The following is a 15,047-nucleotide window of genomic DNA, read 5'->3' as shown; positions in this document are numbered from 1 at the left end:
CTGGACAAACGTGATCGCGCGGCTCAGGTCCTGCAAGACATAAAGGTATTTGTCGCGCTTGCAAGCGGGTTGCAGCTCCATTAACCGTTGACGGGATGATCCGTCAGGGGGATGTTTCCCGCGCGCGGCCGTCACCGAGGAGGGGCGCCACGCCCCTCCTCGACCGGGTTTCGCCTAGCTGCCCGCGGGCTGCTTCGCCAGCTGGGCCATGAACGCCTCGGCCATGGTGACCACGCCGTCCATCGCCTCCTTCTCCGGCATGAACACGACCTTGGGCGAGGTGGCCGGCTCCTTCTCGGGCCGCTGGTGGCCGGAGAAGTCGATCCTGACGACCACCGGGCCCTTGCGCACCAGCACCGTGCCGGTGGACGCGGAGACCTCGCGGCTGTGCCGGTTCTGGATGAACTGCTGGTACGCCTGATCGCCCATCCCCTTGACATCGGTGAGCTTGCCCCAGGAGATGCCGCCGATGGACGACTCCTCGAACCCCTTGTCGCCGCCCCGCTGGCTGGCGTAGTAGCTCACGGCCGCGCCCACGTCGGCGGCGCCCGCCCGGTTGGTGAACCGGTGCACGGTGATCAGGACGCTGCGGATCTTCTTGATCCCCTCGCCCGCGCCGGGCACGTCCAGGTTCAGCCAGCGGCACTCGGTCTGGGCGTCGGAGCCGGCCTCGGTGCCGCGCGCCCTGGTGGTGGGCTCGGGCACGAGCCGCGTGGCCACCTCGGTCACGGCCCCGCACTCTCCGGGGAAGGCCGCCAGGACGGTCGGCGAGGGCTCCGCGCTCGCACTCGCACTCGGCGAGGCGGGGGCCCGCGACGGCTCCGGTTCGGCCAGCACGTTCGGGTGCTGCGCCTGCCAGGCCGCCATGCCCTTGGCGAAGAAGCCGGCCAGCCGGCTCACCTCGCGGATCGCGTTGTCCTCGGTGATCGACTGCGTGGTCTCGTTGGTCAGTATCGCCGCGTCCTTGCGCTGCTGGCCCGCCTGGTACTTGATCTCGACCGTCATGTCGCCGACCCGGGCGTTGGCCTGGCCGTAGGAGTACCACAGCAGCTTGCCGCTGCGACGCCAGGTGTACTGGGCGTGCGCGGCGTCACCGACGCCCTGGATCTCCTTGATCGGGGAGACGTACTCCTTCTCGTCGGGCTTGTGCGAGGGCTTGGCGGTCGCGGCGTACCTGTCGCCGCCGTAGTCGACCTCGTACGAGTTCTGCGCCATGGACCTGCCGGTCTTGGCGCCGTCGGCCTTGTACTGTTCGATCCGGACGTCGATCTCCCTGCTGCGCCAGAACTCGCCGAACGAGATGCGCCGGTTCTCCCATTTGCAGGTGAAGGAGACCGTGTAGTCGCCTTCCCTGGAGTCCTTGGTGACGGTCGCGCCGGGCACGAGCCGGTCGGCCTCCTCCGCGGACAGCATGGCGCACACGTCCAGGCCGACGGGCGCCGAGGAGGCGGCCCGCGACGGCCGCTCGCTCTGCGCCGCGGGCGGCTGGGAGGGGCGCGAGACCTTGCTGACCACGAAGTACGCGCCCACCCCGCCCATCGCGACCAGCACCACGATGGCGGCGGCCAGCGTGGGCAGCAGCCAGGCGGGCCGCCGGGGCGGCGGTGGCGGTGGCATCGGAGGCAGGGTCGGCGGCTGGGTGGGCGGCTGGGTGGGCGGCTCGAAGCGCCTGCCCGGCACCTGGTACGGGGTGGTGGACGGCTCCCACTCGCTGCCGGGGTTCACTGGGACTCCTGGGGTTGCCCTGACTTGCGGGGAAACATGCTAGTCATCCCCCTTGCAAGGTACTTGCAGCACTCACGCCCATTCTGGCAGCGGCCCCTCCCCGACCGCGCCCACTTCGAACGGCACGGTGCTCCGGCGGGCTCACTTCGACAGGGCGGCCGAGACCAGGCGGGCGACGGCGAGGGCGGGCTCCTTGTCCGCCGGGGCGCTGACCGGAACGTTCTCGCGGTGCCAGACCACCTCGCCGAGCACGTTGCTCGTACGGAAGAGCACCGTGCTGTCGGACGAGCCCGTCGCGTCGCTGTTGATGTAGGCCCTGAAGCTGTTCTGGATGATCGCCGACTCCCCCACCCCCGGGACGTCGGAGACCGAGCCGCGGACCTCGCGCATCACGGTGCCCTCCGCGCCGGTGCGGCCGGTCTTCTCGCTGGCGAAGCGGCGCTGCGCCACCTGGGGGCCGCCGAGATCGCCGTCGGGCCGCTCCGCCCAGGCGCGGACGACGATGCGGCGGCGGCCGTCCTCCCCGCCGTCACGCAGGATCCACTGGCACTCGCCCGGCCGGGTGGCCTCGCGCGACGGTTTGGCCTTCATGATCCGGGCGGCCTGCTCGTCGGTGAGCAGCTTGCAGGGATCGGGCGCCTTGGCGAACTTCCCGGTCTCGGGCTCCCCGCCCAGCGCGCCCGCGGCGTACCAGCCGCCCGCGCCCAGCACCACGGCGGCGGCCAGCACGACGGGCACCAGCCATCGGCGGCGCCGGGGCACGGGGGCGGGCCCGGCCAGGACGCTCAGCGCCTGGCGGACCTGGGCCGCCGTGGGGCGGGCCGCCGGGTCCTTGGCGAGCATGGCCATGAGCAGGCCGCCGAAGTCGCGGCCCGCCCTGACCGGCAACGGCGGCTCGTGCAGCAGCACCGCCGCCGTCACCGCCGCGGGCAGCGCCCGCTCGAACGGCGCGCGCCCCTCCACCGCGGTGTAGAGGCTGGCGCCGAGCGACCACAGGTCGGACGCCGGGCTCGAGGGCTCCTCGTTGAGCCGCTCGGGCGCCATGTAGCCGGGCGAGCCCGCGCCGCCGAACCTGCCGCCCTGACCGCCCATCGGCGTCGCGATGCCGAAGTCGGTGAGCATGGCGGAGCCGTCGAAGTCGAGCAGGATGTTCGCCGGCTTGACGTCCTGGTGGAGTATCCCGTGGGCGTGCGCGACCTCCAGCGCCGACAGCACGCGCAGCCCGACCGCGGCCACGAACCCGGGCGGCAGCGGCCCCTGATCCTTGATCACCTTGTCCAGCGAGCGGCCGGTGACCAGGTCCATGATGATCCACGGCTGGCCTCCCTCCAGGACGACGTCGTGCACCAGCACGATCGCCGGGTCGCGCAGCCGTCCGGCCGACCTGGCCTCGTGGATCGCCATGTCGGCGAACTCGGCCCGCTCCCGCGGGGTGAGCCCCTCCGGCACGCGTACCTGCTTGGCCGCGACCTGACGGTCGAGGATCTCGTCGATGGCCCGCCACACCGTGCCCGCGCCGCCCTGTCCGAGCCGCTCGATGAGACGGTAGCGGCCGGCCAGCAGATAGAGGTCATCCGGCATTGCGCAACGCCTGCTCGCTCGTCTGCGCCGCTTTCAGCGCCCGCTGCTTGATCTCCTCGTCGGTGAGTTTGTCCCCGAGGGTGGTGAACTGCACGGTGAGCACCAGGTTGGCCAGGCGGTAGTAGATCTGGGAGGTGTGCACGCGACCCGTGGGGCCCTTCAGCTCGAAGCCGAACGCCTCCTCGCCGACGCCGGCGATCTCGCGGACCGGGGTGCGCGTGGCCCGCTGCGAGGTCTTCGCGCCGATCTCGTCCCAGGTCCAGTCGACCTGGTCGTACCTCGTCCACCAGCGCTTCTGGCCTTGGTAGAGCGCGCCGGCCGTGGCCGGGGTCATCGACCAGGGGTCGACGGTGTCGGAGTCCTTCTGCACCTGCAGTCCCACGCCGGTGCTCGCGAGCGTCCAGCCGCACTTGGGGCCCTCGCCGTCGGAGCTCGCCTGCGCCTTGGGCGGGCTCTGCGTACGCAGCAGCGCGCCCACCTCCTCCTGGCTGATCAGCTTGCACACGTCCATGGGCACGGTGAACGCGGCCGGCACCGCGCCCGCCCGGTCCCTGAGGACGAGGAAGGCGGTCGCGCCGCCCGCGCCGAGCACGAGCGCCGTCGCCGCGGCGATCCAGATCGCGGCCCTGCCGGGCCGCTTGACCCTGGTCGGCGCGGTCACGTCCTGGTTGACGGGCAGGTGCGGGGCCTGCCCGCCGGCGGCCACCTGCCGGAGCGCGGACACGATCACCCGGGCGTCGGGGCGGGCGGCCGGCTGGTGCGCCATCATGGCCGCCAGCAGCGGCCCCAGCGGCCCCGGAGCAGCCGGTACGGGCTCCGTCAGCGTGGCCCGCACCCGCTGGGCCGCCGACCCCCCGTAGGCCGGCGCGCCCGTCAGCGCGACGTAAAGCGTGGCGCCGAGCGACCACACGTCGCTGGCGGGCCCGCCCGGCTCGCCGGCCAGCCGCTCGGGCGCGATGAACCCGGGCGAGCCGATCATCAGCCCCTGCTCGGTGAGCGTGGCCTGACCCTCCTGCCGGGCGATGCCGAAGTCGGTGAGGACCACCCGCCCGCTCTCGGTCAGGAACACGTTGCCCGGCTTGACGTCGCGGTGCTGCATCCCCAGCGCGTGTGCCGCGATCAACGCCTCCAGCACGTCGGCGCCGACCCGCGCGGCATGATCGGCCGGCATGGGTCCGAACTCGCGGACCGTCTCACCCAGCGTGCGGCCCCGCAGCAGCTCCATGACGAGCCAGGGCCGCTCCTGCTCGACGACCACGTCGTGCAGGGCCACGATGCCGGGATGGCGCAGCCGCGCCGTGGCCTGCGCCTCGCGCACGGCCCGCATCACCGAGTCGGAGCGCTCCTTGGGCGACATGCCCTCGGCCAGCGTGAGCTCCTTGACCGCGACCTCGCGGTCGAGCATCTCGTCCCTGGCCAGCCACACCTTCCCCATGCCGCCCGCGCCGAGCGGGCGCAACAGGGCATAGCGGCCGGCAAGTCTTCCCGAGGACATACAGGGAAGGGTAACTAAGGATCAAGAGCGGTGGTTATTCGTTCCTGTCGGTCTCCCTCTCTATGGTCTTGGAACGTGGACGCGGTTCAAGGCACTCTCGACGAGCTCGGCACTCCGCTGAGCGAGGTCACTTTCGTCGTTTTCGACCTCGAGACGACCGGCGGCGCCCCGTCCGACGACGCCATCACCGAGATCGGCGCGGTCAAGGTGCGGGCGGGCGAGGTGCTGGGCGAGTTCTCGACGCTGGTCGACCCAGGGGGGCCGATCCCGCCGTTCATCTCGGTGCTGACCGGCATCACCGACGCGATGGTCGTGGCCGCGCCGCGGATCGAGGCGGTGCTGCCGAGCTTCCTGGAGTTCATCCGCGGGGCCACGCTGGTGGCCCACAACGCCGGCTTCGACACCCGCTTCGTCAAGGCCGCCTGCGCCGCCCACGGCTATCCCCCGCCGGCCAATCCGGTCGTCGACACCGTCGACCTGGCCCGCCGCGTGCTGACCCGCGACGAGGTGCCCAACGCCAAGCTGGCCACGCTGGCGAGGTTCTTCCGCAGCTCCACCGAGCCGTGCCACCGCGCGCTGCAGGACGCCAGGGCCACCGTCGAGGTGCTGCACGGGCTGATCGAGCGGGCCGGCTCGTTCCAGGTGCACACGCTCGAGGAGCTCAAGTCGTTCGTCCGCGCCCCCACGCCGGAGCAGCAGCGCAAGCGCCACCTGGCCGAGTCGGTGCCGCACGCCCCCGGGGTCTACTTCTTCGAGGACGAGCGCGGCGAGGTCCTCTACATCGGCAAGAGCACCAACCTGCGCAACCGCGTACGCTCCTACTTCACCGCGGGCGAGACCCGCCCGCGCATCCGCGAGATGATCGGCATCGCCGAGCGGGTGCGCCACGTCGTCTGCGCGACCGGCCTGGAGGCGGAGGTCAGGGAGCTGCGCCTGATCGGCGGCGCCAAGCCGCGCTACAACCGCCGTTCCCGCTTCCCCGAGAAGGTGGTCTGGCTCAAGCTCACCACCGAGGCGTTCCCGCGGCTGTCGATCGTCCGCGACCTCAAGGACGACGGGGCCACCTACCTCGGCCCGTTCGGCAGCGCCCGGCTGGCCGACGAGGCCCGCATCGCCCTGCACGAGGCGGTCCCCCTGCGCCAGTGCACCCAGCCCGTCACGCTGCGCACCCGGCGGGCGGCCTGCGTGCTCCACGAGATGGGCCGTTGCGGCGCGCCCTGCGAGGGCAAGGAGAGCCAGGAGGAATACGCGCTCCACGCGGAGAGCGCGCGCCGGGCCATGACGCTCGACGCCTCGCTCGTCTTCAGCGCCGTGTCGGCGCGCATGGAGCGGCTGTCGGTGGAGCAGCGCTACGAGGAGGCCTCGGTCGATCGCGACCGGCTGGCGGCCTTCGTCCGCACGGCGGCCCGCATGCAGCGCCTGAGCGCCATCACACGCATCCCGCAGCTGGTGGCCGCCAGCCCGGCGTTCGGCGGCGGCTGGGACATCCACGTCATCCGGTACGGGCGGCTGGCGGCGGCCGGGGTCATGCCGAAGGGCGCCCATCCGACCCCTTTCGTCGCCTCCCTCACGGCCACGGCCGAGGCGGTCATCCCGGGCGCCGGCCCGATCCACGCGGCCAGCGCCGAGGAGACCGAGTGCATCCTGCGCTGGCTGGAGTCGCCCGGGGTGCGGCTGGTGGAGGTGGAGGGCGAATGGAGCCTGCCCGCCTGGGGCGCCGCCCGTCACAAGGCCCGCATCGACCTCGCGTACCGCCATCTTGATCAGCCCCGTAATCGGGAGGGGCGACCTTTGAGGTGAAACGATAGAGTTGATGTATGGTCACGGCTATCGTCCACATCAATGCAGAGGTAGACCGGATCCCGGAGGTCGCCCAGACGATCGCCGAGATCCAGGGGGTTAGCGAGGTCTACTCCATCACCGGCGAATACGACCTGCTGGCGATGGTGCGGGTGGCGGCGTACGAGGAGATCGCCGAGGTGGTCCCCGGGCGGATCAACAAGGTGGCCGGCGTGCTGCACACGGAGACGCACATCGCCTTCCGCGCCTACTCCAAGCACGACCTGGACGCCGCCTTCTCCATCGGCTTCCCCGAAGCCGACTGACCCCACACGGGCTGCCCCACGCCGGCTGACCCCACGCGGGCTGACACCACACGGGCCTACGCCACGCGGACTGCCTCACACGGGCTGACCTCATCGGCCGCGGGGCCTGCCTGTTGATGCGCCGCCTCGGGGCCTCTCGGGCCGAGCGCCCACGACCAGCGCGACTTCCGGCGCCCGACCGCGCCGCCTTCCGGCGAGCCCGCCTCGCTGTGCCTTCGGCCTGGGGTCCCGCACCGCGTGCGAGCGCCTGTGACGACGCTCCCAGCCCCGGCCGGGCGCCCAGGCCGCCTCTTCCCCGGCAACGCCCGCTTCCCCAGCAAGGAGAACGGGATGAGACGGCGACGGGCCCGGACGAACGTGTCGTCCGGGCCCGTGCCGTATGTGGCGAGAGCTGATGTCAGTGCGTGAGGCTGCGGTCCTCGTCGCCACCGGAGCCGATGGCGGCGTGCTCTTCCTCGTGCCCGTGCCCGTGTCCCTCGTCCAGCGGGATCTTCTCCCCGCCGTACGCCTTCGACATGCGAGCGCGCAGCTTGCCGAGCGGACCGCGCATGCCCTTCGGCGGGATGCCCGCGGTGTCCTCGGCCACCGGCAGCATCGCCACCGGCTCCTTGCCCCGCATGTGGGCCTCGATGTCGTCCGCCGGCGGCGTGTGGACCTCGATGAACTCACCGTGCGGCAGCCGCTTGATGACGCCCGACTCCACGCCGTGCGACACGACCGCGGCGTCGGAACGCTGCAGGCCGAGGCAGATGCGGTAGGTGATGAGGTACGCCAGCGCCGGCGCGACGAAGACCAGCACCCGGCCGGCGTACGTCGTCACGTTGAGGCTGATGTGGAAGTTCGCCGAGATCTCGTCGTTGGCGCCCAGCAGCCACAGCACGCCGTAGAACGTGATGGCCGACATGCCGATCGAGGTGCGGTGCGGGTTGTTGCGCGGCCGGTCCGCGATGTGGTGCTCGCGGTGGTCGCCCGTCACCCAGCGTTCGAGGAACGGGTAGAGCGCCAGGCCCGTCATGACGATGCCCATCGGCACCAGTGCCGGGATGATCACGCTCAATGGCAGGGTGCCGGCATGGGAGGTGCCGAAGAGGTTGATCTCCCACGGCACCATGATGCGCAGCGCGCCTTCCAGGAAGCCCATGTAGAAGTCGGGCTGCGAACCCGCGGACACGTCGGCGGGCGTGTAGGGGCCGAACAGCCAGATCGGGTTGATCTGGGTGAACGTCGCCAGACCCGCCACCGTGGCCAGCGTGAACAGGAAGTACGCCCCCGCCTTCGCCATGAAGGCCGGGTAGAACGGCGCGCCCACCACGTTGTGGTTGTCGCGCCCCTTGCCCGGCATCTGCGTGTGCTTCTGCACCCACATGAGCACCATGTGAGCCGAGATGAGCGCCAGCAGGATGCCCGGGATGAGCAGGATGTGCAGCGAGTAGAACCGGGCGACGACATCCTCACCCGGATATTCCCCGCCGAACAGGAAGAACGTGATGTACGTGCCGACCAGCGGCAGCGAGATCGCCACACCCTCGGTGATCCGCAGACCGGCGCCGGAGAGCAGGTCGTCGGGGAGCGAGTAGCCGGTCAGACCCTCGGCGAGCGCCAGCGTCAGCAGCAGCACGCCGATGATCCAGTTGAGCTCGCGCGGCTTGCGGTAGGCGCCCGTGAAGAACACCCGCAGCATGTGGACCATCATGCCGGCCACGAACATCAGGGCCGCCCAGTGGTGCATCTGCCGGATGAGCAGACCACCCCGGACGTCGAAGCTGATCTCCAGCGACGACGCGTAGGCCTCCGACATCATGACGCCCTTGAGCGGCGCGTACGAGCCGTCGTAGGCGACCTCCATCATGCTGGGCTTGAACCAGAACGTCAGGAACGTACCGGTCAGCAGCAGGATGACGAACGAGTAGAGCGCGATCTCACCCAGCAGGAACGACCAGTGGTCCGGGAAGATCTTGCGCAGGTTGCGCTTGAGGAAATTGGCCCCGCCCAGACGGTCGTCGAGGAATGTCGACGGCCCGGCGATGGCCTTGGGCACGGCGGTCAGATCGCTCATGCCTGGCCTCCCTTCTCCCTGGCCGCGCGCTCGGCGTCACCGCGTTCCCAGTAGCTCGGGCCGACCGGCACCTGGAAGTCGCCCTGGGCGATCAGGTAGCCCTCGGCGTCGACCGTGATCGGCAGCTGCGGCAGCGGCCTGGCGGCCGGACCGAAGATGACCTTCGCGCCGTCGGCCGCGTCGAACGTCGACTGGTGGCAGGGGCAGAGGATGTGGTGGGTGTTCTGCTCGTACAGGGCCGCGGGGCAGCCCACGTGCGTGCAGATCTTGGAGTACGCCACGATCCCGTCGTGCGTCCAGTTCTGCCGGACGCCGCTCTTGAGCTCCTCCGGACGGAACTTGATCAGGATCAGCGTGGCCTTGGCGAGGGCGTTGAGGTCGTGCTGGTAGCCCTCGGGGACCACCGACAGGATGCCGCCGGGCGAGTTGAAGTCGGCGGCCCGGATGGGCTGGCCGGTGCCCTCGACGACGAGCCTGAGCGGCTTGCCCTCCTTGGTCTTCTCACCCCAGACCGTGTGGCGCAGCAGCTTGTTGAACTTCGCGCCCGGCATCTTGCTGTTGTCGAGGTCGCGCAGCAGCACCACCGGCACGAGGCCGAGGGGCGCGGCGGCCAGCAGCAGCGTGCGGCGCATCAGCTTGCGCTTGACGAAGCCGCTCTCGTTGGCGCCCTGGACGAACGTGTCGGCGACCACCTCGCGGTCGTCCTCGGCGGAGGCCATCGGGTGGCGCTCCTGGACCAGGGAGTACTTCGGCATGATCATGCGTACCCAGATCACGATGCCGATCGCCAGTCCCAGGATCGCCACGGTCAGCGAGGTGCCCAGCGCGAAGTTGGACACTCCGGTCGCCTCGGGGCTGCCGACCTGGAAGACCACGTAGGAGATGATGAACGCGATCGCGGCCAGGAACGTGATCGTGAAGCAGAGCGCCACGATCTTCTCGGCCCTGCGGGCCTTGCTCTCGTCCGGCAGCGTGACGCCGGGGACGTCCTTCTCGACGTCCGGGGCCTCCGCGGTGCCGAGCATCGAGGTGCCCGGCGCGGGGGTGCCGATGACGCGCTTGGGTACGCGCTCATCGGGCTGCTCGATCTCGTGCTCGTTGTCTGTCATGACTTCTGTCGCTTCTTCGCGGTGATCCAGATGGCGGCGAGTGCGAGGACACTGAGGCCTGCGATCCACGCTACGAGACCTTCGGTCACCGGGCCAATGCGCCCGAGGCCGAAACCTCCCGGGTCCTTCTGCGCGCGGACCTGCGTGATGTAGGCGATCATGCTGCGCTTCTCTTCGGGCGTGATGGTCGAGTCGTTGAAGACCGGCATCGCCTGCGGGCCGGTGACCATCGCCTCGTAGATCTGGGTGGGGGTCGCCGAGTTGAGGTTGGGCGCGTACTTGCCCTGCGTCAGGGCGCCACCGGCGCCGACCCAGTTGTGACACTGGATGCAGTTGGCGCGGAACAGCTCGCCGCCCTTGCCGGCGTCGCCGAGCTTGGCGTCGACCTGCTCCTGGCCCGGGACCTGCGGGCCGCCGCCGAGCGACTGCACGTAGGCGCCGATCTGCCTGATCTTGGTCTCGTCGACCCAGGGCGCCATCGGCTTGCGCGGCGCCTGCGGACCCGGGTTGGCGGCGGGCATGCGGCCGGTGCCCATCTGGAAGTCGACCGCCGCGGCGCCGACGCCGACGAGCGTGGGCGCCGTCTTGGTGCCCTCCGCGTTCATGCCGTGGCAGCTGGAGCAGTGCTTGACGAACAAGCTCCTGCCCTCGGCCACGTCATCGACCTTGCCGGCCGCCAGTGCCGCGTCGGCAGGCTTACCCGCCTGGACAAAGGCGGCGTATACCATCCCGACCAGCGCCAACGCCAAAATCAGGACGGCATATCTCGCGAGGGGATGCCGCCGCCAAGCGGTGATCCTAGTCACAGAGATCCCGTTCCTTAACGAATGATGTAGATGGTCGCGAAAAGACCAATCCAGACGACGTCTACGAAGTGCCAGTAGTAGGACACGACGATCGCGCTGGTGGCCTGCTCATGCGTGAAGCGCTTCGCGGCGTACGTGCGTCCCAGCATGAACAGGAACGCGAATAGGCCACCGGTCACGTGCAGGCCGTGGAAGCCCGTCGTCAGGTAGAACACCGAGGTGTAGGGGTTGGCGGACAAGGTCGCGCCCTCTGATGCCAGCTCGCCGTACTCGTACAGCTGCCCGGCCACGAAGACCGCGCCCATGAGGAAGCTGACGATGTACCAGAAGCGGAGCTTGCCGACCTGCCCCTTCTCCGCGGCCCACACGCCCAGCTGGCACGTCACACTCGACAGAACCAGGATGATCGTGTTGGCCGTCGCGAACGGGATGTTCAGGTGAGCGCCCTCGGCGGCCTCCAGGCCGACCTTGTGGAAGGCGGGGCCCCAATCGAAGCCGTTGCCCACGCTCACCGACCGGATGGTGAAGTACATCGCGAACAGCGCCGCGAAGAACATGAGCTCAGAGGACAGCCAGACGATCGTCCCGACACTGACCAGATTGGGTCTGCGGTACGACTGTGCTGTCGTCGTCGAAGTTATTGCGGATGCTGTCGCCACGGGCAGCATTATTGCGGCTTCGGTGGTCGGTCCCGCGCACGACCCCCCGGTTAGCAGGTACAAACCGGGAGGCAACCTGGGAGAATCGCCTCAAAACCCCCTGTCAGGCATGGTGGCCTGGGAATGCACACCGGCGCACCGGTACGATCCGAGGTGACCATACTGCTACAAGGGATAGCGAGCGCGACAGTGACCTCCACTGGGAGCACCGACGACACGATGAGGGTCCTCGTCTACAGCGACGACGCCGCCACCAGGGCCGAGGTGATCCAGGCCATCGGCAGGCGCCCCGCCGCCGACGTACCCCTCGTGGAGATCGTGGAATGCGCCACCGAGCCCAAGGTCCACCAGTGGCTGGGCTCGGGCGAGATCGACGTGGCCGTCCTCGACGGCGAGACGCAGCCCGCGGGCGGCATGGGCGTCTCCCGCCAGGCCAAGGACGAGGTCTACGACTGCCCGCCCATCTGCCTGATCATCGCCAGGCGCGACGACCGCTGGCTGGCCGACTGGTCCAAGGCCGACGCCGTGGTGCCGCAGCCGCTGGAGCCCATAGTCCTGGCCGACACCGTGGCCGACCTCATGCGCCGCCGCTCCTCGACCCGACTCAACGCTAAGTAGGTGCCCATGGACTCCCGGACGACCTGGCCCACCCTGCTGTCCGCTCTCCTGTCCGGAGAGCACCTCACCTCCGACGAGTCGGCCTGGGCGATGCGGGAGATCATGTCCGGCGCCGCGACGCCGTCCCAGATCGCCGGCTTCGTGGTGGCGTTGCGCGCCAAGGGCGAGACGGTGGCCGAGGTCGTGGGCCTGGCCCGCACCATGCTGGACCTGGCCACGCCGCTGAGCGTGGAGGGGCCCGTGGTCGACGTGGTCGGCACGGGAGGCGACCGCGCCCACACGGTCAACGTCTCGACGATGGCCGCCATCGTGGCCGCCGCCGCGGGCGCCCGGGTCGTCAAGCACGGCAACCGCGCCGCCTCGTCCTCGTGCGGCGCCGCCGACGTCCTGGAGCATTTGGGCATCCGGCTCGACCTCACGCCGGAGCAGACGGCGCGGGTGGCCGAGCAGGCGGGCATCGCCTTCTGCTTCGCTCCGGTCTACCACCCCGCGCTGCGCTTCGCCGGGCCGACGCGCAAGGAGATCGGCGTACCCACGATCTTCAACTTCCTCGGCCCGCTCACCAACCCGGCCCGCCCGGCCGCCCAGGCCATCGGCGTCTTCGACGCCAAGATGCTGCCCGTGCTGGCGGGCGTCTTCGCCGAGCGCGGCGTCAGCGCGCTGGTGTTCCGCGGCGACGACGGGCTCGACGAGCTGACCATCGCGGGCACCTCGACGGTCTGGGTGGTCAAGGAGGGCACGGCCACGCAGACGACCTTCGACCCGTCCGTGCTCGGCATCCCGCGCGCCGACGTGGGCGCGCTGCGGGGCGGGGACGTGGCCTTCAACGCCCAGGCCGTGCACGACCTGCTGCAGGGGAAGACGGGGCCGGTGCGCGACGCCGTCCTGCTCAACGCCGCCGCGGCCCTGGTGGCCCTCAACGGGCCGGGCGACGACCTCGACGCCGCCATGACCGACGGCTACGCCCGCGCGGTCCAGGCCGTCGACTCCGGTGCGGCCGCCGCCACCCTCGACCGCTGGATCGAGGTCAGCGCCGCCGTCAACGGCGCCTGACCGCCCTTTCCGAGGCGCGCCCCGGCTGAGGGGCGCGCCTCCCACTCCGAGCGCTTCCCCTCGTCCAGGGCGCGCCTCCCTCCGGCAGTACGCCCTCCGCCGCTCGCCTCTGAGGCGTGTACGCCGCCGCAGCACCGGGGCCCGCACAACGGCGCGGGGAGCGAACCGGAGCAGCGGTCGGCCGGTAGCTTCACCCTCGCCCGGCTCCCCCGCGGACGGCCGCCCCCGTCCCGTCCCTCAGCGCCCCGCAGACGGCCTGGCCCCTCCCGCCCCCAGAACACGCCACTTGGACCGGCGTCGCGGCGCTGAGGCGCGCACAGCGGCGCGGAGAGCGGGCCGGAACGGCGGGCGCCCCTCCCCGGTGCGGCGTCGGCTCGCGTCGGCCCAGGTCGCGCAGGGCGCCGGACCCCGTCCTTGCGAGCGCGCGCTGAGGCACCGCCGAGCCGAGGCGCCGCGAAGCCCGGGGCGTGGCGAGCCCGGGCTGTGGCGAGCCCGGGACGCGTTCAGCCGCGTGTGTGGCGACCGGAGCGTGGACGGCCCCGAGTGTGGCGGGTCGGGGCGGGTGTCGGCGGGCCGGAAGGCGGTGGGCCGGGGCCGTGGTCGGTGGCGCGAATCGGTATCAGAACGTGATGGTCGGCCCATCCTTAAGCACACTCCACTTGAGCCACTCCTTCCAGTTCTCCTGCCAATGACCCCACCCGTTCGTGGGCTCCAGCTTCCGCGGCGACCCCGTGATGATGATCGGATCCCCGATCAGCGTGTTCTTGACGAACCAGATCGCGTTCTCCGGACTGATGTTCACGCACCCGTGGCTGACGTTCGAGTTCCCCTGCGACCCCACCGACCAGGGCGCGCTGTGCACGTACTCGCCGCTGTTGGAGATGCGGACGGTGTGGTAGACCATCAGCGAGTAGTAGCCCGACTGGCCGGGCCCGATCCCGGGTGAGGTCATGAGCGTGGAGTCCTCGCGCGACATCGCCAGGTGGATGCCGCCGGTGGTGTAGTACTTCCACTGCCCGCCCTGCCCCGCGCTCATCGGCATCTCGCGGATCTTCTTGCCGTCGCGCCGGACGTAGAGCACGTGCTCGTCGGTGCTGCCCTTGGTGATCTGCGAGCGGCCGATCTTGAAGTCGAGCCGTACGTCGCGCTTGCCGTACAGGCCGGGGCCCCCGCGCACGCCGGCCAGCTTCGCGTCCAGCCGCACCTTCGTGTGCGCGGGCCAGTACTCCAGCGGCCGGAAGTCCACGTGACTGTCGTCGAACCAGTGCCAGGCGCCCTCCACGGGCCTGGAGCTGCGGACCGTGAGGTTGCGCTCGACGGACACCCGGTCGGCGACCGGCTTGTCGAAGGCGATCATGATGGGCATGCCGACGCCGACCGTCAGCCCGGTGTCGTCCTTGTTCGGGGTGATGGTCTGGATGTCGAACGTCTTGTTGCCCTTGATTGTGGAGAACGTGCTGGTGGTCTGGGTCTGCTTGCCCGCTTCGTCCGCGGAGACGGCGGTGATCGTGTAGCTCGCCCCGGGGCGGGCGGTGACGGTGCTGCGCCAGTTGGTGCCGTCGGCGCTCAGGACGCCCTTGAGCGCCCCGGACTTGCCGCCGTCCACCCGTACGCTCTTGAGCGTGCCTCCACGGGCCGAGACGACCACAGGCTGGTCGGTGGCCACGTTCGCGGCCTTGTCCTGCGGAGAGAACGTCACAGCGGGCCCCTGGGCCCCGCCGGCCATGGCGACCCCCTCAGGCTTCGGGGCCGAGGCCCCCGAGCACGCCGCCAGCAGCGCCAGCGCCAGCAGGCCGGCCGATCCATTCGCTACGCGCCCCACGTATGACTCCCTCGTCCG

Annotated in this window: 12 protein-coding genes; 4 read left to right on the top strand and 8 right to left on the bottom strand. The window is 70.7% G+C overall.

The genetic code is table 11. From position 1 onward, the window contains the following. Nucleotides 1-174: 174 nt before the first annotated feature. The 3 genes from AB0L65_RS28830 to AB0L65_RS28820 all read right to left on the bottom strand — a co-directional run bounded on the left by AB0L65_RS28830 (nucleotide 175) and on the right by AB0L65_RS28820 (nucleotide 4,801). Nucleotides 175-1,725, bottom strand: coding sequence for a hypothetical protein (locus AB0L65_RS28830; RefSeq protein WP_364251187.1), 1,551 nt, complete (start codon nucleotides 1,723-1,725; stop codon nucleotides 175-177). A 141-nt stretch (nucleotides 1,726-1,866) separates the two neighbouring features. Continuing rightward, nucleotides 1,867-3,306, bottom strand: a complete 1,440-nt coding sequence (locus AB0L65_RS28825) for a serine/threonine-protein kinase (protein WP_364251184.1) — start codon at nucleotides 3,304-3,306, stop codon at nucleotides 1,867-1,869. Beyond that, on the bottom strand, nucleotides 3,296-4,801 hold the full coding sequence (locus tag AB0L65_RS28820) for a serine/threonine-protein kinase (RefSeq protein ID WP_364251181.1): 1,506 nt from the start codon (nucleotides 4,799-4,801) through the stop codon (nucleotides 3,296-3,298). Before AB0L65_RS28820 ends, AB0L65_RS28825 begins: the two co-directional genes overlap by 11 nt. A gap of 75 nt (nucleotides 4,802-4,876) precedes the next feature. On the opposite strand from AB0L65_RS28820, the gene AB0L65_RS28815 reads away from it, so the two are divergent. Both AB0L65_RS28815 and AB0L65_RS28810 read left to right on the top strand, forming a co-directional pair. Then, nucleotides 4,877-6,601, top strand: coding sequence for a DEDD exonuclease domain-containing protein (locus AB0L65_RS28815; protein WP_364251178.1), 1,725 nt, complete (start codon nucleotides 4,877-4,879; stop codon nucleotides 6,599-6,601). A gap of 17 nt (nucleotides 6,602-6,618) precedes the next feature. Beyond that, entirely contained in the window at nucleotides 6,619-6,906 is a 288-nt protein-coding gene (locus AB0L65_RS28810; protein ID WP_080041188.1) for an Lrp/AsnC ligand binding domain-containing protein, read from the top strand. Between the two features lie 397 nt (nucleotides 6,907-7,303). Here the strand turns inward: AB0L65_RS28810 and AB0L65_RS28805 are convergent, their stop codons facing one another. From AB0L65_RS28805 to AB0L65_RS28790, 4 genes are read right to left on the bottom strand one after another with little or no spacing between them, the layout of a single operon-like run. Further along, entirely contained in the window at nucleotides 7,304-8,962 is a 1,659-nt protein-coding gene (locus AB0L65_RS28805) for a ubiquinol-cytochrome c reductase cytochrome b subunit (RefSeq protein WP_364251175.1), read from the bottom strand. Next, nucleotides 8,959-10,071, bottom strand: a complete 1,113-nt coding sequence (locus AB0L65_RS28800) for a Rieske 2Fe-2S domain-containing protein (protein ID WP_364251172.1) — start codon at nucleotides 10,069-10,071, stop codon at nucleotides 8,959-8,961. Before AB0L65_RS28800 ends, AB0L65_RS28805 begins: the two co-directional genes overlap by 4 nt. Then, nucleotides 10,068-10,877 (bottom strand): c-type cytochrome, encoded by an 810-nt coding sequence (locus AB0L65_RS28795; RefSeq protein WP_350728936.1) that lies wholly within the window; start codon nucleotides 10,875-10,877, stop codon nucleotides 10,068-10,070. Before AB0L65_RS28795 ends, AB0L65_RS28800 begins: the two co-directional genes overlap by 4 nt. 14 nt (nucleotides 10,878-10,891) lie before the next feature. Then, the gene (locus AB0L65_RS28790; RefSeq protein ID WP_350728934.1) at nucleotides 10,892-11,545 is read right to left on the bottom strand and encodes a heme-copper oxidase subunit III; all 654 of its coding nucleotides are present in this window, start codon (nucleotides 11,543-11,545) and stop codon (nucleotides 10,892-10,894) included. Nucleotides 11,546-11,755: 210 nt separating this feature from the next. Here AB0L65_RS28790 and AB0L65_RS28785 point away from each other — a divergent pair, with 210 nt between their 5' ends. Further along, nucleotides 11,756-12,154 carry a hypothetical protein gene (locus tag AB0L65_RS28785; protein ID WP_364251623.1) on the top strand — a complete coding sequence of 133 codons (399 nt, stop codon included), beginning with the start codon at nucleotides 11,756-11,758 and terminating at the stop codon, nucleotides 12,152-12,154. A gap of 6 nt (nucleotides 12,155-12,160) precedes the next feature. Beyond that, nucleotides 12,161-13,207 carry an anthranilate phosphoribosyltransferase gene (trpD, locus tag AB0L65_RS28780; RefSeq protein WP_364251169.1) on the top strand — a complete coding sequence of 349 codons (1,047 nt, stop codon included), beginning with the start codon at nucleotides 12,161-12,163 and terminating at the stop codon, nucleotides 13,205-13,207. A 619-nt stretch (nucleotides 13,208-13,826) separates the two neighbouring features. On the opposite strand, the gene AB0L65_RS28775 is transcribed toward trpD, so the two are convergent. Further along, the gene (locus AB0L65_RS28775) at nucleotides 13,827-15,029 is read right to left on the bottom strand and encodes an Ig-like domain-containing protein (RefSeq protein ID WP_364251166.1); all 1,203 of its coding nucleotides are present in this window, start codon (nucleotides 15,027-15,029) and stop codon (nucleotides 13,827-13,829) included. Nucleotides 15,030-15,047: the final 18 nt, after the last annotated feature.

Origin of the sequence: Nonomuraea sp. NPDC052116 (assembly GCF_040680035.1) — a bacterium.
In the GTDB taxonomy this organism is placed as follows: domain Bacteria; phylum Actinomycetota; class Actinomycetes; order Streptosporangiales; family Streptosporangiaceae; genus Nonomuraea; species Nonomuraea angiospora_A.
This window is presented reverse-complemented; position numbering and strand designations above follow the sequence as displayed.